This is a genomic window from Nitrospirillum iridis, assembly GCF_014205765.1.
Lineage (GTDB): Bacteria > Pseudomonadota > Alphaproteobacteria > Azospirillales > Azospirillaceae > Nitrospirillum > Nitrospirillum iridis.
This window is the reverse complement of sequence record NZ_JACIIZ010000025.1, coordinates 1-19,837: the sequence shown is the minus strand read 5'-3', so window position 1 is coordinate 19,837 and position 19,837 is coordinate 1. Positions and strand designations below refer to the sequence as shown.

At 65.4% G+C, this 19,837-nt stretch carries 18 protein-coding genes; 7 read left to right on the top strand and 11 right to left on the bottom strand.

Features of this window, described 5'->3' with window-relative positions; all coding sequences use genetic code 11:
• Window positions 1-2 precede the first annotated feature (2 nt).
• The 11 genes from FHS74_RS28535 to FHS74_RS28485 all read right to left on the bottom strand — a co-directional run bounded on the left by FHS74_RS28535 (window position 3) and on the right by FHS74_RS28485 (window position 11,426).
• Window positions 3-1,559, bottom strand: a complete 1,557-nt coding sequence (locus FHS74_RS28535) for an ABC transporter substrate-binding protein (RefSeq protein ID WP_246463443.1) — start codon at window positions 1,557-1,559, stop codon at window positions 3-5.
• Window positions 1,556-2,854, bottom strand: a complete 1,299-nt coding sequence (locus tag FHS74_RS28530) for an NAD(P)/FAD-dependent oxidoreductase (protein ID WP_184807661.1) — start codon at window positions 2,852-2,854, stop codon at window positions 1,556-1,558. Before FHS74_RS28530 ends, FHS74_RS28535 begins: the two co-directional genes overlap by 4 nt.
• A 341-nt stretch (window positions 2,855-3,195) precedes the next feature.
• Window positions 3,196-4,122, bottom strand: a complete 927-nt coding sequence (locus FHS74_RS28525) for a 2-hydroxyacid dehydrogenase (RefSeq protein WP_184807660.1) — start codon at window positions 4,120-4,122, stop codon at window positions 3,196-3,198.
• On the bottom strand, window positions 4,119-5,225 hold the full coding sequence (locus tag FHS74_RS28520) for a PepSY-associated TM helix domain-containing protein (protein ID WP_184807659.1): 1,107 nt from the start codon (window positions 5,223-5,225) through the stop codon (window positions 4,119-4,121). The genes FHS74_RS28525 and FHS74_RS28520 overlap by 4 nt, the downstream gene beginning before the upstream one ends.
• Window positions 5,226-5,354: 129 nt before the next feature.
• Complete coding sequence (locus FHS74_RS28515) at window positions 5,355-7,457, bottom strand: TonB-dependent siderophore receptor (RefSeq protein ID WP_246463442.1); 2,103 nt, start codon at window positions 7,455-7,457, stop codon at window positions 5,355-5,357.
• Window positions 7,458-7,768: 311 nt separating this feature from the next.
• Window positions 7,769-8,353: a hypothetical protein gene (locus FHS74_RS28510; protein ID WP_246463441.1), complete on the bottom strand. Its 585-nt coding sequence runs from the start codon at window positions 8,351-8,353 to the stop codon at window positions 7,769-7,771.
• A 1-nt stretch (window position 8,354) separates the two neighbouring features.
• A complete protein-coding gene (locus FHS74_RS28505) occupies window positions 8,355-9,092 on the bottom strand; it encodes a HupE/UreJ family protein (protein ID WP_184807657.1) in 738 nt (245 codons plus the stop codon).
• Window positions 9,093-9,101: 9 nt separating this feature from the next.
• Entirely contained in the window at window positions 9,102-9,485 is a 384-nt protein-coding gene (locus tag FHS74_RS28500) for a hypothetical protein (RefSeq protein WP_184807656.1), read from the bottom strand.
• 29 nt (window positions 9,486-9,514) lie between these two features.
• Window positions 9,515-10,249, bottom strand: coding sequence for a DUF4198 domain-containing protein (locus tag FHS74_RS28495; RefSeq protein ID WP_184807655.1), 735 nt, complete (start codon window positions 10,247-10,249; stop codon window positions 9,515-9,517).
• 223 nt (window positions 10,250-10,472) lie between these two features.
• Complete coding sequence (locus FHS74_RS28490; protein WP_184807654.1) at window positions 10,473-11,027, bottom strand: DUF2231 domain-containing protein; 555 nt, start codon at window positions 11,025-11,027, stop codon at window positions 10,473-10,475.
• Window positions 11,028-11,030: 3 nt separating this feature from the next.
• Window positions 11,031-11,426 carry a copper-binding protein gene (locus FHS74_RS28485; RefSeq protein ID WP_246463440.1) on the bottom strand — a complete coding sequence of 132 codons (396 nt, stop codon included), beginning with the start codon at window positions 11,424-11,426 and terminating at the stop codon, window positions 11,031-11,033.
• Window positions 11,427-12,102: 676 nt separating this feature from the next.
• On the opposite strand from FHS74_RS28485, the gene FHS74_RS28480 reads away from it, so the two are divergent.
• The 7 genes from FHS74_RS28480 to FHS74_RS28450 all read left to right on the top strand — a co-directional run bounded on the left by FHS74_RS28480 (window position 12,103) and on the right by FHS74_RS28450 (window position 19,539).
• Window positions 12,103-12,771, top strand: a complete 669-nt coding sequence (locus FHS74_RS28480) for a haloacid dehalogenase type II (RefSeq protein ID WP_184807653.1) — start codon at window positions 12,103-12,105, stop codon at window positions 12,769-12,771.
• Window positions 12,768-13,490, top strand: coding sequence for a cupin domain-containing protein (locus tag FHS74_RS28475; RefSeq protein WP_184807652.1), 723 nt, complete (start codon window positions 12,768-12,770; stop codon window positions 13,488-13,490). The genes FHS74_RS28480 and FHS74_RS28475 overlap by 4 nt, the downstream gene beginning before the upstream one ends.
• Window positions 13,487-14,890 carry an acetyltransferase domain-containing protein gene (locus FHS74_RS28470; RefSeq protein ID WP_211107209.1) on the top strand — a complete coding sequence of 468 codons (1,404 nt, stop codon included), beginning with the start codon at window positions 13,487-13,489 and terminating at the stop codon, window positions 14,888-14,890. Before FHS74_RS28475 ends, FHS74_RS28470 begins: the two co-directional genes overlap by 4 nt.
• Window positions 14,891-15,025: 135 nt before the next feature.
• On the top strand, window positions 15,026-16,201 hold the full coding sequence (locus FHS74_RS28465) for an alanine racemase (protein WP_184807651.1): 1,176 nt from the start codon (window positions 15,026-15,028) through the stop codon (window positions 16,199-16,201).
• Window positions 16,202-16,206: 5 nt separating this feature from the next.
• Entirely contained in the window at window positions 16,207-16,632 is a 426-nt protein-coding gene (locus FHS74_RS28460) for a RidA family protein (protein WP_184807650.1), read from the top strand.
• Between the two features lie 104 nt (window positions 16,633-16,736).
• Window positions 16,737-18,185: an aldehyde dehydrogenase family protein gene (locus FHS74_RS28455; protein WP_246463439.1), complete on the top strand. Its 1,449-nt coding sequence runs from the start codon at window positions 16,737-16,739 to the stop codon at window positions 18,183-18,185.
• A 10-nt stretch (window positions 18,186-18,195) separates the two neighbouring features.
• A complete protein-coding gene (locus FHS74_RS28450) occupies window positions 18,196-19,539 on the top strand; it encodes an NAD(P)/FAD-dependent oxidoreductase (RefSeq protein ID WP_425491386.1) in 1,344 nt (447 codons plus the stop codon).
• Window positions 19,540-19,837: the final 298 nt, after the last annotated feature.

Below are 19,837 nucleotides of genomic sequence, written 5' to 3'. Positions count from 1 at the left end.
GGTCAGCCCTCCCACCAGACATGTTCTGCGAAGGAATAGCCCATGAGACCGCCGATGGGGATGGAGCCCAGCCCCTTCAAGCGCTGGTCATATCCGTCCAGCGAACTGATGAAGACGGGAATGCCGACACCGCAATGGTCATGCACTAGCACCTGCATGTCGCCGTACATCTGGCGCCGGCGCGCCTCGTCCCGTTCGCCACGCGCCGCCAGCAGTAATTGGTCGAACTGCTCATTCCGCCAGCCGGATTCGTTCCACGGCGCGTCCGACTTGTAGAACAGGCTGAACAGCATGTCCGCCGTCGGCCGCGGGTTGGTATTGCCGAAGCCCAGCGGGTGCTTCATCCAGTGGGTAGACCAGTAGCCGTCGGCCGGCACCCGGTTAACCGCCAGGTGCAGCCCCGCCTGGGCGGCGAATTCCTGCAGCATCGAGGCCATGTCCACCGATCCATCGGCGGCCGGCGAGGCGTAGACAGGCAGCCGCGCCCCCGCCAGGCCCGCCTTGCGCAGATGGAAGCCGGCGCGATCCGGGTCGTAGGGCCGCTGTGGCAGATCGGCCAGGTAATAGGGACTGCCGGGCGGGATTGGTTGGTCGTTGGCGATGGTGGCGTAGTTGCGGTACAGCGTGCGGCGGACGAGTTCGCGGTTGAACAGGAACTTCATGGCCAGCACGAAATCCGGATCCCGCGTGGGCAGGGCGTCCTGCCGCATGATCAGATTGGTGTACAGGCCGGATTTGGTTTCCAGCACGCGGTGGCCGAGCGACGCCTCGATACGGCGGGCGGAGCGGGGGTTCACCGCGTTGACCAGGTGGACATCGCCTGACAGCAGGGCGTTGACGCGCGACACCTCATCCGGAATGCCGAGCAGCTCGATCCCGTCCAAATAAGGTCTGCCCTCGACCCAGTAGTTTTCGTTGCGCGCGGCGATGGTCGCGATGCCGGGTTGGAAGGAGGTGCAGCGATAGGGCCCGGTGCCGATGGCCTGGCGAAAGTCGGCGGTGCCGTCCTGCACGATCAGGAAGTGCGAGTCCGCCAGGATGGCCGGCAGGTCGGCGTTGGGGCCGGTCAGTTCGATCGTCACCTCGTTGGAGCCGGAGACGGTGACGCGCCTGAACTGGTCCGCGATGGTCCTGACCTTCGATGCCGTGGCCGGGTCCTGGTGCCGCATCAGGGAATAGACCACGTCCGGCGGTGACAGCGGCTTGCCATCATGAAAAGTCACGCCCGTGCGCAGGACGGCCCGCCATAGGATCCGGTCGTCGCTTTCCAGCGTCTCCGCCAGGGCGGGTTCCGCCGACAGGTCCGCGCGGTATCGCGTCAGGCCGCTGTAGAACATGTAGTGGCGGGCGTAGTCGGTTGACAGGGCGCCCTTGGCCGGATCTAGCGTATCGGCCGTGGAGCTGGACATGCCGGCCACGCGGATGCGGCCACCTCGCTGGGGCAGCGCCGGCTCCTGACCGGCCCCGAACGCCGGTCCGCCCGCCGTCAGACCCGCTGCCAGCATCCCGCCCATGAGGTGCCGCCGCGTGATCAGGGATGTGGTCGCACGGGCCGTCAATGCAGGATGTCCTGGACGCGGTAATAGGCGCCCACCAGCGGAAGGAACCAGGGCTTGCCGAGGTGCCCCGGGATGCTGGGCCAATCCAGGTCCGCCCAGGGGTTGGCCTGGGGCCGGCCCATCATCACCTCGGCCATGCGCTCCCCCATGTAGGTCGCCATCTGCACGCCATGGCCGCTGTAGCCCATCGAGTAATACAGGCCGTCATGCTGGCCGGCGCGGGGCAGGCGGTCGGCGGTCAGGTCGACCATGCCGCCCCAGCAATAGTCGATGCGCGTTCCCGCCAGTTCGGGGAAGGTCTGGCCCAGCGTCGCCTCCAGGATGCGCCCGCTCTTGAGGTCGGACAGGGGATTGGAAACGGCGAACCGCGCCCGCCCGCCGAAGACCAGGCGGTTGTCGGTGGTGGTCCGGAAGTAGTTGCCGATATTCTTGCTGGTGACGTAGTTGCGCCGCCTGGGGAACAGCCGGTCCAGCAGCGCTGGGTCCAACGGCTGGGTGACGATGATGAAGCTGCCGACGGAAACGATGCGGCGGCGGAACCATTGCAGTGAGCGCAGGGCGCCCCCGGTGCCGCCGCCGCCCGTGGCGATCAGAACCTGGTCGGCGACGATCTCGCCCCGGGGCGTCACCACCCGCCAGCCGCCGCCGGGGCGGCGTAGGATGTCGACCGCCGGGGTGTGTTCATGAATGCGGGCGCCCGCCTGGGCGGCAGCGTGGGCCATTCCCACCCCGAACTTGCCGACGTGCAGCTGGGCGCTGGTCGTCTGGATCAGGCCACCGTGGAAGGCGGCGGAGCCGATCTCGTCCCCGATGCGGCCGGGCGCCACCAACTCCACATCGGTGTCGATTTCCGCCCGCAACACGTCATATGCCCTGGCCAGCTTCTCGAAATGCTCGGGCTTGGCCGCCAGTTTCAGACGGCCGGGGCGGCGGAAGTCACAGTCGATATCATTCTCGCGCGCCAGCCGTTCCACCGTGTCCACGGCCGCGACATGGGCGCGGTAGTAGGCGCCGGCGCGATCCCGACCCAGCTTGGCGGACAGGGCAGCGTAGTCGTGCGCCAGGCCATTGTTGCAATGGCCGCCATTGCGTCCCGACGCCGCCCCAATGGCGCTGTCCGCCTCCAGCACGGTGACGGAAGCACCCTGTTGGCTGAGCGCCAGGGCGGCGGAGAGGCCGGTGAAGCCGGCACCGATGATGGCGATGTCCGTGCGGCTGTCCAGGCCGCCGTCCGCGCCGCCGGTGAAGGGGGGCGCGGTATCCAGCCAGTAGGAGCAGGTCTTGGGTCCGGTCATGGAAGTCAGGGCCCGATGAGAGCGGCCACCAGGGCGCTGTGGCGGTCGACGGTGGCGTTTGGGGGCCGGAACGCGATCATGCGACGTCTTTCCTTTTGGGATGCCATGATTTGGCTGTTCGGCTCCGGCGCGGGCCCAGACGAAGGGAAGGGCCCGGCCTTGCCAGCCGGTACCGCTTTCCACATTCCATGCGCACCCTGTCCGGTGACCATTCTTGTGAACCCATTAGGCCATAGGCCGATCAAAACATGTCCTTAAACTGCCCTGGGCTGGCGCAGGATTCCGCCTTTTGCCCATCGCATTCAGCATAGTTTGCTGCGGCACGGGAAAGGCGGCCGGCGTTAGTATCCGAGATCGCGCCGGATCAGGCCCTGCATGGGAATGCCGGCTTGATGACGCCGGATATTGTCCAGGAGGGCCTGACCGCCGGTATCGGCCGTGGTCATGCTGGCGATGTGCGGTGTCAGGAGAATCTTGGGATGGCGCCAGAAGGGATGGGTGGTGGGCGGTGGTTCGCTGTTCAGCACATCCAGCACGGCACCGGCCAGCCGGCCGCCATCCAGGGCGTCCAGCAAATCGCTCTCGATCAGGTGTCCGCCCCGGCCAGCGTTGATCAGCCCGGCACCTTGGGGCAGCCGGTCGAAGGTATCGCGGCATAATATGCCACGTGTCTCCGGCGTCAGCGGCAGCAGGCAGATCAGGATGTCGCATTGCGCCAGGAAGTCCGGCAACTGTTCGCATCCGGCGTAGCAATCCACGCCGGCAATGGCATGCGGGGTTCGGCTCCACCCCAGCAAAGGGAAACCGAAGGCGCCCAGCCGGGCCAGTACCGCTTGCCCCAGCACACCCAGGCCCATGACGCCCACCCGCCGCTGGGCCGGCGGCACGAGACGGGCGGGCTGCCATCGGCCTTGGCGCTGGTCGCTGATGTAGTCGATGACCCGGCGGTGCAGGGCCAAGGTCGCGAATACCGCGTATTCGACCATGCCTTCGGTCAGGCCGGCCTCAACCATGCGCACCACGGCAACGGACGGCGGTACCTGTGACAGGTCAAGCTGGTCAACGCCGGCACCGATGGAGAACAGAACCTCCAGGTTGGGCAAGGCCGCAAAGATGTCGGCGGTTGGCGCCCAGGCCGCGAGGTAGCGTATGGCCGCCGGATCCCCCATCTCCGGCCAAAGGTGGAAGCCGATGTCGGGGGCGCGGTCCGCGAACAGCGCCTGCCAAGCGCGGCCGCGGTCAATCTCGGACTTGTAGAGGACGCTCATGACCGCACCTTCGGGATTGCGGTGACAGGGGATGGCGCTCCGGCAATGCGGCGCCGACGGTTGCGGGCCTTCACCAACGCCAGGTGCAGCCACAGGGCCGGACCCGTGATCGCCAGCATCGCCAGCGAGAGGCCGGCGAACAAGGCCAGCCCCAACCCGGTGGCGCCCGCGATTCCTCCGGTATGGATGGGCAGGGCGACCACCCAGGCGTCGGTATTCCGGTCAGCGGGCACGGACAGGGTCTCGTGCCCGGACATCAGATCGATGGTCACTTGGTGCACCGCCACGGGGCCGTACTCCGGCGCCCGGAAGTATACATCCAAAAGGTTGAGGCCCTGCGAACGCAGATCGCGGACGAAGTGGCCGGGGAAACGCGCACGGGCCAGCGTCAGCGCCCCATCCCAATCGCTCATCGTCGCAAGGGTTGCCGTGGGCGATGGGGATGGTGCGGCCAGCACCATGGGGACCGCCAGCGTCAAGCCCGTCAGCGCGCTGATGGCGATGACGATGGCCGCCACCGCGCCCAGGATGCGATGGCCCTGCCGCAGGATCATGCGTGCCGGTTGGCCCCGCTGGATGGTCAGGCTTTGGCGCCAGCGCCCGGGGCGGGGCCACCAGTGGGCGAGGCCCGCCAGCGTCACCCCCAACGTGGCGAGACCAACCAGGATGATGACGGCCGTGCCCGGCCTGCCTGTCAGCATCTGGTCGTGCAGCTGGAGTAACGCGACGGCCGGAAAACACCAGACGGATCCATCGCGCAGAATTCCGGCCGACTTCGGGTCAAGCGCGACATAGCGGGGGCGGCCATCGGGGTCGGTCAGATGGGCCAGGTAGGGGGCGTCCGTCTCGCCGGGAAAGTCCAGCCGGCGCAATGTGGCGTTGGGATGTGTGGCGGCGAGAACCGCCTGCAGGCGTCTCAGCCGCACGGTGTCGGTGGCGGCACCATCGGCGGTTTGAGAGCGCTGCCCTTTCGTGTCCAAGCGGGGGCCCAGGGTATCCTGGAACAGCAGCAGGACACCTGACGCCGCCTGGATCAGGATGAAAACCGCCGCGACCAGGCCGCAGTATTTATGTAATTGATAAAGGGTGCGCTTGGTGATCATGAGGTCCTTCAGGCCCAAGGCGGCCACCCAGGGGAGATACGGAGCGCCGGCGGGCCGGGAAGGTCGCGGAATGGCGGCAGAGGCTGCCTGGTCGGGCCCTATCCCCGTGGGGGATAGGGCGCCCTGGGGTCAGAACTTGTACCGGACCCGCGCCTTGAACGTGCGCGGCGCCCCCGGCTGCACCCACAGTGCCGAGTAGCTGTTCGCGTACCAGGTTTCATCGAACAGGTTGTTGATTTCACCGCTCAGCTCGATGTCGTCGGTCAGGTGGACGGACCCCATCAACCGCACCAGCGTGTAGGCGGGCAGGTAGAAGCTGGTGCCGGTTTCGCCCAACCGCTTGTCGACGTAGTTGACACCGATGCCGATGCTGGCGGGCTTTTCCATCACGGAGAAGTCCTTGAACAGGAACAGGTTGCCGCTCAGTTCGGGAATGTTGATCAGCGGATCGCCCACGGCCACGACCTTGCCAAAGTCGGGGTCGAGAACCGACGAGGTCGAATAGGCGTCGACATAGGCGAAATTGCCCATCAAGCGGAAATCATAAGGCAGCTTGGCGCTGACATCGAATTCCACGCCCTTGCTTTCCGCCGTGCCGATCGCGATGACGTAGCCCGAATGCACGGGATCGGACGTGATGATGTTGTCCTTGCTCATTTTAAACAGGGCGATGGAACTGGTGATCCCCTGGTCCGGCGATACGTATTTGGCGCCGATCTCATACGATTCCGTTCTCTCCGGCGCGAAGGGTGTTCCGTAGTAATCCTGCCCTGTATTGGCGCGGAACCCCTGCCCATAGCTGAAATAGACCGAGATGGACTTGGTCGGTTCATAGACGATGCCGACCTGGGGGCTGAAGGCGTCAGGACTTTGACGCGTCGTCACATTGGTCGCGCGCGCCAGGATCGACTGGCTGAAATAGTCATAACGACCGCCCAGGCGCACCTTGACGCTGTCCGTGATGTCGATCTGATCCTGGATGTAAGCGCCGCTGGTCTTGTCACGCTCATACTGGTTGTAGACCAGGCTGGTCGTCGCCGGAAGCAGGTTGGCCGCCGTGTAGACCGGGTTGTAGATGTCGATGGCGTTCTGCTGGGCGAACGTCGGATGCGTCGACAGGGCCGGCGGCCGTGACCGCGTCTGGAAATTGTCGAATTTGAAATCGTCGTAGTCCGCGCCCACCAACACGTGATGCGTCAGGCCGAAGGTGTCGAACTGCCCGTTGACTTCGCCACGCAGCACGATGTCTTCGGTATCGTATGTGGTATAGCGACGCTGGCGGGAAAGTGTGCGCCCATCGGTGAAGAAGGGCTGGCGGGACGCCACCAGTTCCGGCGTTTCGCCGTATCCCTTGAGATCGGTGGTGCGATAGCCGGCCCCCAGCAGGATTCCCCACTTGTCGCTGAAGTCATGCTGAAGCTGCACCTGGTGGCCGTAGTCGTTGGTCTTCGTCGGCCCATCGGCCGGCTCGCCCAGGAAGCGGGAAGCGGGGATCAGCCCCAGCTTGCCGTTGACCGCGACCACGCCCCGGTCGAACGGGATCTCCTGATGGGTGTAGGAGAACTGGTACGAAATGCTGGTGTTTTCGTTGAGGAACCACAGGAGTGAGGGGGAGACGGTTTCCTTGCGGGTGTGCATAGTGTCGCGGAAGCTGTCCGCGTCCTCGAAGGCGCCGTTCAGGCGAACGGCGAAACGGTTGCTGAGCGGTGTGGTGTAGTCCGCCTCGCCCCGGAAATGGCTGTAGCTCCCGCCTTCCAGCATGACGCTGCCTTCCGGCGCGAACTGTGGCTGCTTGGTGATGATGTTTACAGTGCCGCCCGGCTCACCGCGACCAAACAGGGCGGAGGTGGGGCCCTTCAGGACGTCGATGCGTTCCACGCCGGAGACGTCCCGGGGGCCGCCGAACCCGCGGCCATAATTGAAGCCGTTGACGAGGAAGCCGCTGGGTACATTGATGTCGCCGGCGAAGCCGCGCACGGCGAAGCCGTCCCACAGGCCGCCGTAGCTATTCTGCCGCGCGACGCCGCTGACCAGGTCCAAGGCGTCGGCAAGCCGGGTGATGCCGGCTTCCTCCAGCGTGGCTGCGCTCAGCGTCTGAATGTTCTGCGGCAGGTCTTTGGCCGGCACGGTGCCGACATACTGTTGCTTCTGTGCCGTGACCGTTATCTCCTCAAGGCCATCGCCTGTGGCCGGGGCCTGGTCTTCCGCGGCGCGGGCCACGGGCTGAAGCATCAGGTAAGCCGCAGTCGCGGCACAAAAGAATCGAAAACCGGAATGGTCTTTCATTTTCTCGCCCCCTGTTCTGATTTTAATGTGAAGGCTCCCCAAGGATTTTTTTGTAAATCTTCCCCTTCGCGATGAACGCGCGCCACGGTGGAAGACTCAGAAGAGTGGACCCAACTTTCGCCCGTTTTATTAGGAATGATGGTGCATGATATTTTGGGAATCTTTGTTCGAAGGCTAGGCTGTTTTCAGGGGGAAATATTGCGGCATCTTGCCAAACGGATGAATCTGCCGGCCCCCGGTGGCAAGCGTCATCACACCTATTCGGCGTGGGGTCTGAACAAATCCCCATAGAATCCGGCGGTCTTCACGGTCACTGTGATGGGAACATCGCTGCGGTTATGCCAATACCACCCGTGTGTGCCCTCGAAGGGGGCGGTCAGGGCGCCTTGTGCGGCCGAAAGCTCCTTTTCCTTCCAGTAGCTGGTGAACTCATCACCGGCGTTCACCCGCTCGCCATGCATGTCCACCTTCACGGGCGCGCTCGCTTCCCAGCGGAAGATGAAATGGTCGCCCTCCCGCATGTGGGCCTTGATCTCGGCGCCGGTGTGGGGCGCCAGGGTCAGGGTCATTTCATCGCTGCGCAGGGCCGTCGTCTTTTCAATCATGGCCCGGTTGGGAATGGGAATGGCAGTCGGTGCCTGGGACGGGGCAGTCACCTCCTTTTCAGTCTGGCTCATTCGGGTCAGGCCGATGGCGGAACCGATCCCGGTCAGGTCGATGCCGCGTTCGGCCGGCAGCACGAACAGGGTCAGGATCAGGGCTGCGGCCACGCCCGCCCCCGCCGTCGCCTTGGTCAGGGTGCGGGGGGCGACCAGGTATTGGTCCATGGAAGGGTTCGCCATGTCAGGCTCCTTGCTGGAAATAGCCAGCCAGCTGATAGCCGATCAGTACGAAGCCGGCGGCCATTAGGGCGGCGTTGGCCAGGACGACGCTGTGCCGGAAGTTCTCCGTTTGGCGCCATAGGCTCATGAGGATGAGGATGACGCTCAGCGCCAGGAACTGGCCGATCTCCACGCCCACGTTGAAGCTGACCAGGTTGGGGATCAGACCCTCCTGGGACAGCGCCAATTCCTGCAGCTTAGTTGCCAGGCCGAAGCCATGGAAAAAGCCAAAGACCAGGACAGCGGCGCGGGGATTGGGCGTGAAGCCCAGCGCGGTTTTGAAGGCTCCCAGATTATCCAGGGCCTTATAGACCACCGACAGGCCGATGATGGCATCCACCAGGTAGGCGTTGGCCCGCACGTCGGTCAGCACGCCCAGCAACAGCGTCGTGCTGTGGCCGATAGCGAACAGGGTGACGTAGCGGCCCACATCCTTCAGCCGATACAGCAGAAAGATGACGCCGACCAGGAACAGCAGATGATCATAGCCGGTGACCATGTGCTTGGCGCCCAGATAGATGTAGGGGACGACGTTGACGCCGTCGGTGCCGGTGATGAAGGCCTTGTCGGCGTCCGACACGCCGTGGGCTCGGGCGGCCGTGGCGGTGAGGGCCGTGGCCAGGGAGGCCAGCACAACCAGCCGGCTCGACGTCTTGGCCGTGCGTGGGCCCGATGTGGAAAGCGGGGCTGCTGCCTGCATCGGGGCCCCCTAGTTGATGGTGATGGTGGTGCCCAGGCTGGTTTTCGTCGCTGTGTCGACGACCTGGACGGCGACCTGGGACTTGGCCGGGATGGTGGCGCCAGGCGCGTCGAAGCGGTTGCCGTCGGCGGGCTTCAGCATCACCACCTGCGTCTTGCCGCCGGTGGTGATGCTGATCTGTCCCGTCATGGCGGCGGCCATAACCGGCTCGTCATCATCGGTGACGTACAGAGCCACTGCGCCAGCCTTGTTCACCAGTTCGAACACTGTTTCACCAGCCATCAGCACCACGCCGCCGTGCTGCGGCTTGGTATTGCCATGCGCGAGGGCGGGTAGGGGAGCGGCCAGCGCCAGGGCGACCAGGGCCGGGGTCAGGAACTTCGCGAGGGTCATGGCGGGACCTTTCAAAAAGAGGACCGGGTTCATTCCGGTGCGTGCTGCAGCAGGAAGGACAGCGTGGCCCCAAGCTCGATTTCGTCGTATTTCTTCGGATCGTCCGTGGGGGCCTTGTAGACCGCCTCGATCACGTTCAGGCCCTGGTTGCGCACCGGTAGGGTGACGGTGCCGTCGGCAGCCGTCTTCACCGGGGTGGCGTCGGGGTCGTTCACAAGGTCGTTGATGACCGATACGCCGGCGATTGGCTTGCCCTTGTACAGGACCCTGTAGGTCATGGGCGTGCCCAGCTTTTCTGGTATAGGGCCGACCGGGACGATTTGCAGCACCTGTCCGGGCAGGGCGGGGATGGGCTTCTCCAGCGGGCCGCGAACGCCCACCGTGTATTTGATGGTCTTTTCCGAATAGAAGGCGTTCGGCATTTCCTCCCGGGTCTTCTTCTCGAACTCCTCGCCCTTCATCCGCGACCAGATGCCGTTCTGCAGGACGGCGGCCACCAGGGTCGGGCGCTGCTCGGTGTCCAGGACCACCAGGGGGCCGGCCACCCGCAGCTTGGCCTCGATTGGCTGGTAATTGGCGTCGTAGGCGGCAATGCCTTCGAAGCCGGGCAGACGCTTCACGGAATCCAGGTCGTCGGCGCCGACGCCATAGATCAGGGCCAACTGGCGGGCATGTTCGGCATACCAGATGGCGTGGGCGCCGGCGGGGCCGGAGATGAGGGCGCTGACGAGCGCGGCGAGGGCGATGGGCTTGAAACGACGCATTATCGATCCCCTGTCTTATGTTTTGACCCAGCACGCCTTTTGATGGCGGTCCCGTTCTTTTTAAGAAGGCTAACACCCCGGATTGACGGGATGGCACCGATTGCGGGGGGCTTGGCGGCAGAAAGCCGTCCCGGGCCGGTGGGCGGGCGGTCGATTGTGCTTTGGGTTTACAGGATGCGCCGGCGGATGGCCGCAGTTGCCGTCCGCCGGCGCGCCCCGCTTGTCAGTGGCGGTGGTCGGTTTCCGTATCGCCGTTCTGCGATGCCGGGTCGTCATGGTCGTGGTGATGATGGTGGGCATGCCCCTGATGATCGTCGAGGGCGGCGGGGTCGGGCAGGCGCCGCACGCCGATGCCATGGCGGTAGACGTTCTCCGCCCCATACCATCCGGTGATTGCCACCAGCCCCATGCCGCCGGCCACGCACAGCAGCAGCAGGGGATGGGCGCCCACAGCCCGCTTGCGGTCCAGCCAAGCGCCCAGCGACGCGATGGCCAGCACGGCCGCTGCGCGGTAGGCCCAGGTTAGGTGGATATGCACGTTCTCATGGCCGGCCAGATCCATGGCGGACGTGGTCATGGCCCGCTGTCCCGTCAGGATGGCCGCCAGTGCCGCCACCGTACCCAGGCATAGCGACCAGCGCGCGGCGGTGGTCAGGGCTGGTGCCCATCCGGTCTTGTGCCGGACGGATGCCGCCATGAAAAAGAGGAACGTCAGAAGGGGCAGCGCCACGGCGAAATGAACCACCGCAGGGTGCCAGTTGGGCAGGATTTCCGGCATGGCTCAACCCCCGTGGTCATCGGGGCCGTGGCCCGTGGGCATGGCGGCGTCGTCCGGCATGACATGATCGATCCAGTAGGCGCCGGCCGGGGATCTCCCCAAGGTGAACATGACCTGGGCGCCGGGCCGCAATCCGGCCAAGTCGATCCCCGGGGCCACCGGGAAGTCCATGGTCATGCCGGGCCAGTTCAGGGCGGTGATCGGGCCGTGTGTCAGAGTCACTATGTGGCGGCCGGCATCCACGGCGTTCACCGTGCCGGTGCCGATCGGCGTCGCCATCTTCTCGGGCGTCTTGCCGGGATGGTCATGGTCCATTTGAGGCGGGGCCGCCGCCAGGGCTGGCGCGTGCGTGATCATCAGCGCCGCCACGACGGCGCGGGCTAAGGTCTTCGGGATCATTTGATTCTCCCAGGGAATCGGGATTGGGCCGCCGATTGCGAAACGGCCGGGGTGAGGGCGCGGCCTTACAGCCGGATCACGCCCCTGGGAGGTTCAAGTGGGGGAAGGGAGGTGATGCCAGTCCCGTCCGTATGCGCCGGCGATCTCGGCGCTCGCGCCTGGTCCGCCAGCCAGTCCGGTGCTGCCGGGGGGCTGAGTGCCGCCCCGTGGCAGGCCATGGCGCAGCATGGGGAGATCCCATGGCAGCAACAGCCGTCCTGACATCCAAGGTCCTGCACGTCGGCCACCAGGACGGAGGGCGCCACGACGGCGACAGGGGCCGTTGCGACCTCGATGACAGTTTGGTGCCCCACGCCATGGGCTTGCGCCCGGCCAGCCCATCCGAGGACGCAGGTGGCGATGCATAGCAGGACGAAGAGTTGCGGGAGCGAACGGAGGCGCATGCCGGCACCATAACGGTCCGGTGCCGGGTGTGCAAAGGCGCATCGTAGGGCGCCGGCACCCATCCGTCACAACGGTATATCGTGCTGCGCCGATGCCCGCTGACGCGGAAGCCTGCCAATCGGAGCGATAACAAAGGCGCCATCATGTCGCGCGTTGGCGCTAGGCTTTTATGAATCGCGCCGGCCGGTATGCCGACCGCAAATCCAAAAACCTTAAGCGACAGGGGGCCTCCATGACTGTCTTGCGGCCGAAGTTCATCACGTTCGACTGCTATGGCACGCTGATCAACTTCGAGATGGCGCCGGTGGCGCGGACGGTTTACGCCGACCGCTTGGCGGGGGAGGCGCTGGAAGAGTTCTGCCGTGACTTCTCCGCCTACAGGCTGGACGCCGTCCTCGGCGCCTGGCGGCCGTACCGCGATGTGGTGGTCGAGGCCCTGCAGCGTGCGTGCAAGAAGGCGGGGGTCCCGTATCGTGACGCCGACGGCGCGGCGCTGTATGCCGCCATTCCGACCTGGAACCCCCATTCCGACGTCGTTGAGCCGCTGAAGCGCGTCGCGGCCGAGTTTCCGCTCGTCATCCTGTCCAATTCGATGGTCGATCTCATCCCCCACAGCGTCGAGAGGCTGCAGGCGCCATTCCACACGGTCTGCACGGCGGAGGAGGCCCAGGCCTACAAGCCCCGGATGCGCGCCTTCGAGTTCATGTTTGACACTCTGGGCTGCGGGCCGGCGGACGTGCTCCACTGCTCCTCCAGCTTCCGCTACGACTTGATGACCGCCTATGACATGGGCATCACCATGAAGGCCTTCGTCAACCGGGGGCACGAGCCGCTGAACAGCTACTACCAGGTCCACGACATCCCGAACATCGGCGGCCTGCCCGGGCTGGTGGGACTATGACCGCGAAGGCCCTGAAGGGCCTGGTGGGGGCCCCGGTGGGGGCCGTTGTTGATCTGCGGGCCTATGCGGCCGGCACGACCCCTGCGGACGACTGGATCGGCGGTCGCGCCGTGCCGGCCTTTACCGACGCCGCGGCCACCGTCGCGGCCCTGGCGCCGCGCGGGGAAGGGCGCGTCGATGGCCTGTTGGCGGACGAATTCGTCCTCGCTCTCGACGGTGGGCTTGAAATCGACAGCGATGGCGACCGCCTCTCGCTGCGGGCGGGCATGAGCGCCGTGCTGCCAGTGGGGACAAGCTTCACCTGGCGGGCCGCCGAGGGAACGCTGCTGGTCATCGCCAGCTGCCCGGCGGCCCAGCCCGGGACGGCGGAGACGCCCGTGACGATCGACCAGGCCGCACCTCTCTCGCCCTCCAACCCGCCGCTGGCCGAATTACTGGTCGGCCCCACACCGTCCTGCCGGAACCATTCCGATTACTGGTCGGCCAGTCGTGAATTCGTTTGCGGGACCTGGGATTCCACGCCCTATCACCGCAGGCAGATGCCCTATCGCCATATCGAACTCATGCATCTGCTGGAGGGCAGTGTCACTTTCGCTGACGCGGGCGGCAGCGTCACCTTCTCCGCCGGCGATGTTTGCCTGGTCATCCGGGGCGATGGCTGCGCGTGGATCAGCGAGACGCATGTCAAAAAGGTCTACGCGACGCAGCGTCCCGCGTGACCATCGCGGCGGCCACGCGCCCGGACCGCCGGCGCCCCAACCACTGGCGCGTCGCCACGGTATCTTATATCGCCTTGCGTCCATGTCGCCGCATGACGGTGGCGCGGTTCGGCGACATACGGGAGAAGTTGCCGGCGGAGGCTGGCTTAATAAACGGCAATAAAGTCATCGCCGACAAGCACGGGGAACGGGACATGGGCCAAATCGCGTCGGTTGGATCTGGATCATTTGTGGTGAGTGAAGCGTCCGCGAAGCGCACGACGATGGCGCGGCCGCGACTTCAGAATATCGACGCGCTGCGCGGGCTGGTCATGGTCTTCATGCTGCTCGACCATGTTCGCGAGACGTGGTTCCTGTATGTGCCCGTCGCCGATCCGGTCGATGCCCGGACGGCTGCGCCGGCGGTGTTTCTCGCCCGTCTGCTGGTCAGCCTGTGTGCGCCCATCTTCGTCGCGCTCACCGGTCTCGGCGTCTATCTGTATGCCAGCAATCACACCAGGGGCGAAACGACGGCTTATTTGGTGAAACGTGGCCTTCTGCTGATGGCGATCGAGGTGCTGATCCTGTCGCCCATTTATTGGGGCATATCGCCGCCGATGCTCTGGCTGCAAGTCATCTGGTGCATCGGTGTGTGCATGATCGTGCTGGCGGCCTTGATCCGGCTGCCACGCCCCGCGTTGATCACCCTAGGCCTGGTCATCGTCTGCGGTCACAATCTTCTCGATCCCATCCACCTCACCCCCGATAATCCGCTGTTCATCCTTTGGGCCGAGCTGCATCAGCGCGATTTCATCGCGCTGCCGTTCGGCCTCGTCGCGAAAACGAGCTATCCCATTCTTCCGTGGATTGGTGTGATATCGCTGGGCTATGGCATCGGTCCGTGGTTCGAGGCCGACATTTCCCCGGAAACGCGCCAGCGCCGTCTTCTGACGCTTGGTTTCGGGATGATTGCCGCCTTCGTCGTGTTGCGCGCGCTCAACATCTATGGCGACAAGCCGTGGTTCGTCGTCGACGGTGATCCGCTGCGCACGATGATGAGCTTTCTGGCGCTCACCAAGTATCCGCCGTCTCTTCTCTTCCTGCTGCCGACCTTGGGCGTCGGCGCGGTTCTGCTCGCCTTGCTGGACCGCGTACGGGACTCCGGCTTCGTCGGTGTGCTGTCGGTGTTCGGTGGGGCGCCGATGTTCTTTTACATCGTCCATCTCTGCACGCTTCGTATTCTATATCATATCGCCTTCGCGATCTGGGGTTCGAACCACGGCACCGTGTTCGGGGTTGGCAGCTACGGCTGGGTGGTCGTCTGGTATCTCGGTTTGATAATTCCCTTCTACGTGCCGACCGCGTGGTTCTCCCGCCTCAAGAGGCGCCGTCGCGACATCGCCTGGTTGAAATACTTTTAAGGCGGGGGGCTTTAACCAGCGCGCGCGTAGCGGCCCCTTCCTGATCCGGCATTGGACCCGCTTGATCGCGCTTTCCAACCGGTCGCCCAACCGATCGTCGGCATGCATTTCCAAGAATCTCCAAGAGAACCCAAGATGATTGAAACCTTGTCCAAGCCGCCCGCCCATTCTGGTCAGATGACCCTTGATGCGGCTGAGACCCCGGCGCTGGTGCTTGACGTGGCGCGGTTCGATCGGAACGTGGCCCGATTGAAGGCGCGTTTGGAGCATCTCGGCGTTGGCTTCCGACCGCATGTGAAAACCGCCAAATCGATCGACGTGGCCCAGCGCCTTTTCGCGGGTGACCTGGGGCCGATCACCGTTTCGACAATAGCTGAAGCGGAATACTTCGCCGCCGCGGGTGCGACGGACATCGTCTATGCCGTCGGCTTGGCGCCGAAGAAGATCGCGCGGATACGTGACCTTGTGGCCCAGGGCGTGGACGTCGCGGTACTTATCGATACCGTCGAACAGGCCCAGGCCCTTGCCACGACGGCACGGGACGGCGGCGCGATGCCGGCAGTGTTGATCGAGATCGATTGTGACGGCCATCGCGGCGGGCTTTCCCCCGGTAACGCCGCGATCATCGAGATCGCGGATATTCTGCGGGCAGGGGCGGTGGAGGTCCGGGGTGTGCTCACCCATGCCGGGGAATCCTACGCGTGCCGGGGAGGTGTGGGCCTGGTGGAGGCTGCCGAAGGCGAGCGCGCGGCCGCGGTGGCCGCCGCCCAGGCTTTGCGCCGCCACGGGCACGCGGCGCCGGTGGTCAGCGTGGGCTCGACCCCGACCGCGCATTTCGCCCGCGATCTCGATGGTGTGACGGAAGTGCGCGCCGGTGTCTTCATGTTCTTCGATCTCGTGATGCATGGCATCGGCGTCTGCGCGGTCGATGACATCGCCGTCTCGGTGCTGGCCACCGTCATCGGACACAAGCTGGAAAAGGGCTGGATCCTGATTGACGCTGGCTGGATGGCCATGTCTCGCGACCGGGGGACGCAACGCCATCCAGTTGATCAAGGGTACGGCCTCGTCTGCGATATCGACGGTGTGCCGTGGCCGGATCTGATCGTGGATGATGCCAGCCAGGAGCATGGGATCATCAAGGTCCGGCCCGGCAGCGCCGCCGCGTTGCCAGACCTTCCGGTCGGTGCACGCGTGCGTATTCTGCCCAACCATGCATGCGCAACGGCGGCTCAGCATTGGGTCTACCAGGTGGTCACAACCGGCAGCCGCGACATCGTGGCGGCGTGGCCACGGATGCGGGGATGGTGAACCTCATGGAGATGAAGATCGAGACGTTGGAACCCGAGGGCCTTGCACGGCCAGGTGGCCACTACAGCCATGCCATTCGCTATGGCGGCTTGGTCTTCACGGCGGGCCAACTCGGTGTGCGCGCGGACGGCTCCCATACCGCTGATTTGGGGTTCGAAGATCAGGTCCGGCAGGCGCTGTCCAACGTGTTGGTGGCATTGCGCGCCGCGGGCGCCGGGCCCGGCGATATTCTCAAGGTCACCGCCTACATCGTCGGCGTTGAGAATTGGCCCCGCTTCAACGCGGTCTATGCCGAGATGATGGGGGACGCGCGGCCGGCGCGGACGGTGGTTCCGGTCGGCGAGTTGCATTACGGCTATCTGGTCGAGATCGATGCCGTGGCGGTGTGTGGCGCGACCGGCGCCCGGGAGGGCGCGATGAACATGATCTGATCCCAGCCTTCAGGTTTTCGATGGGCCGGCCATTCCGGCGAGCCCTGGTTTCCGTCCATCGTCGGCGCCTACCGCCGTCAGGATCTGGTGCGATGACATCTGGAATGAATTCGGTTGCGGCTGGGGATGTGAATCCGGGGCGCGCGCTTTATATCGACGGGGCATGGGGGCCGGCGTCCGGCCCGGTGTCGTTGCCGGTGGTCGACCCGGCAAGCGAGGCTGTGATCGCCGAACTCGCGGCGGCGACCGCCGCCGATCTCGACCGCGCCGTCGCGGCGGCGCGCGCGGCCCTGCCGGCGTTCAGCGCCACGCCGGTCGCGGATCGGCGCGCGCTGCTTGAGCGCATACACGCGCTGATCCTGGAGCGGGCGGAACCGCTGACCCAGGCGCTGTCGCGTGAGATGGGTGCGGCCATCAGCCATGCCCGCGCCGCCCATGTCCCCCTCGCGGCGGCGCACGTCCGTGCGGCTGCCGATGTGCTGGCGACCTATCCGTTCCTGACCATGCGGGGCACCACCGCCATCGTACGCGAGCCGATCGGGGTCTGTGGCCTGATCACGCCGTGGAACTGGCCGCTGTACCAAATAACGGCGAAGGTCGCCCCGGCCCTGGCTGCCGGATGCACCGTGGTGCTGAAGCCCAGCGAGTTGTCACCGCTGAACGCGTTGCTGTTCGCCGAAATCATGCACGACGCGGGCACGCCGCCAGGTGTCTTCAACTTGGTCAACGGCACCGGCCCGGAAATCGGGGCGGCCATGGCGGCCCATCCCGGTATCGACATGATCTCGATCACCGGTTCCAACCGGGCCGGCGTGCTGGTCGCCCAGGCGGCGGCGGTGACCGTCAAGCGGGTGACCCAGGAACTGGGCGGCAAGTCGCCCAACGTTTTCCTGCCCGATGCCGATTTCCCGCGCGCCGTTCCGCTGGGTGTCATGGCCGCGTTCCGCAATGTTGGCCAGTCCTGCAGCGCGCCCACCCGCATGATCGTGCCCCGGGCCCGAATGGCGGAGGTGGAGGCCATCGCCCGGGCGACGGCCGGGGCCATCATCGTCGGCGATCCGTCCGACGGGAAGACCGTCTTGGGCCCCATCGCCAACCGCGCCCAGTTTGAACGCGTCCAGGCCATGATCGCCGCAGGTATCGCGGAGGGTGCCACTTTGGTCTGCGGCGGGCCCGGGCGTCCGGAGGGCAGGACCCGCGGCTTCTATGTCCGCCCGACGATCTTTTCGGGCGTCACGCGCGCGATGAGGGTCGCGCAGGAGGAAATCTTCGGGCCTGTCCTGTGCGTCATGCCTTACGACGATGTGGACGAGGCCGTCGATATCGCCAACGACACGGCCTTCGGGCTGGGCGGTCACGTCCAGGGGGGCGATATCGAACGCGCGCGCGATGTCGCTCGCCGCATCCGCACCGGGCAGGTTCATCTCAATCATCCCGCCTGGGATCCCCACGCGCCGTTCGGCGGCTACAAGCGGTCGGGCAACGGCCGGGAATACGGGGTCTTCGGTGTCGAGGAGTACCTCGAAACCAAGGCCATACTCGGCTACGCCTGACCTTCGTCTCATGGGAGATCGCATCGCCATGTCGGCGCCTCTACGTCTCATCCAGTCCTCCCCCGCCTTGCCCACCGAGGCCGACGCCGTGGTGATCGGTGGCGGCATCGTCGGCGCCTTCGCCACCTATTATCTCGCGATGCGGGGCCTGAAGGTCGCGCTGGTCGAGAAGGGCGTGGTCGGCGGTGAGCAATCGAGCCGCAACTGGGGCTGGTGCCGGCAGCAGAACCGCGATGCGCGTGAACTGCCGATATCAACCAAGAGCCTCGATCTTTGGGACCGCTTCGCCGCCGACAGTGGTGAGGATGCCGGATTTCGACGCTGCGGCTTGTTTTATCTGAGCAACGACGAAGAGGAACTGGACACCTGGGCCCGCTGGGGCGCCTTCGCGCGGACGGTCGGCGTCAGCACGCGGATGCTCGATGGCGCCGAGGCGACCGAACGGGGCGGTTTCACGGGGCGGCGTTGGCGGGGGGGCGTGTTGGCCCCGACCGACGGCATCGCCGACCCCGGGCTCGCGGCCCCGGCGGCGGCAAAGGCGGCGATGCGGCACGGCGGCACCGTTCATCAAGGCTGTGCCGCGCGGGGCATCGAACTGGCGGGCGGCGCAGTGAGCGGCGTCATTACCGAAAAGGGCACCATCCGTACGAAGCTGGCCATACACACCGGCGGCGCGTGGGCCTCTTCCTTTTGTCATCAGTTGGGCATTCGCTTCCCCCAGGCATCGGTGCGCCAGTCCATTGTCGCGGTGGCCAGCGACCAGATCGATTTGCCGGACGCCCTTCACACCAAGTCGGTGTCGATCACGCGCCGTGGCGACGGGTGTCATACCCTGTCGATCAGCGGGTGGGCGCGGGTCGATCCGACGCCCCAGTTCTTCCGCTTCCACCGCGAATTCCTGCCCATGTTCCTGCGGCGCTGGCGCAGCCTGTCGCCGGGGGGGCTGGAAGGCTGGCGCTCCGGTCATGAAACGGGCTCCCGCTGGACCGTCGATCAGTCGACGCCGATGGAGCGGATGCGCGTTCTGGATCCAACGCCGGATCCGCGCACGGTACGCCTGACAGTGAAGCGGGCGGTCGACCTCGTTCCTGCCCTTAGGGCCGCTCCAGTCATGAACACCTGGGCCGGCTATATCGATAGCACGCCCGATGGCGTCCCAGTGATTGGTGGGATACCCGACGTCCCTGGCTTCATCCTTGCGGCGGGATTCAGTGGCCACGGCTTCGGCATCGGACCTGGCGCGGGGCACCTGATCGCTGATCTTGCAACGGGCTCCACACCGATCGTCGATCCTCGCCCTTATGCCCTATCACGCTTCGACAAGGGCGAGAAAATCGATGTCGCGGACTTCTGAGTACTAGAACTAGCGCGACAGCGTCGGCATTTAGGGCCGACGATGCGGTATTTCGAGCAGAGAAGCAGCTGACCCTGCGCCATTTTCTCCGCCATCTGACATAAGAGCCGCCAGACAGTCCGAATAGCATCTAATTCTAGGTCGTGTGGACGAATTTAGGTGAGAGGCTTTTTCGAGTTCCATTGGGAGCACAGACTCTCTCGGATAGCGTCCGTCAAGCTGGTGTAAAAGCGGCGCGCGTTTGAGGTGGCCGTTGGTCAGGCGGCTTTGGGTGAGAATGTGACGGCTGGGACAGTTT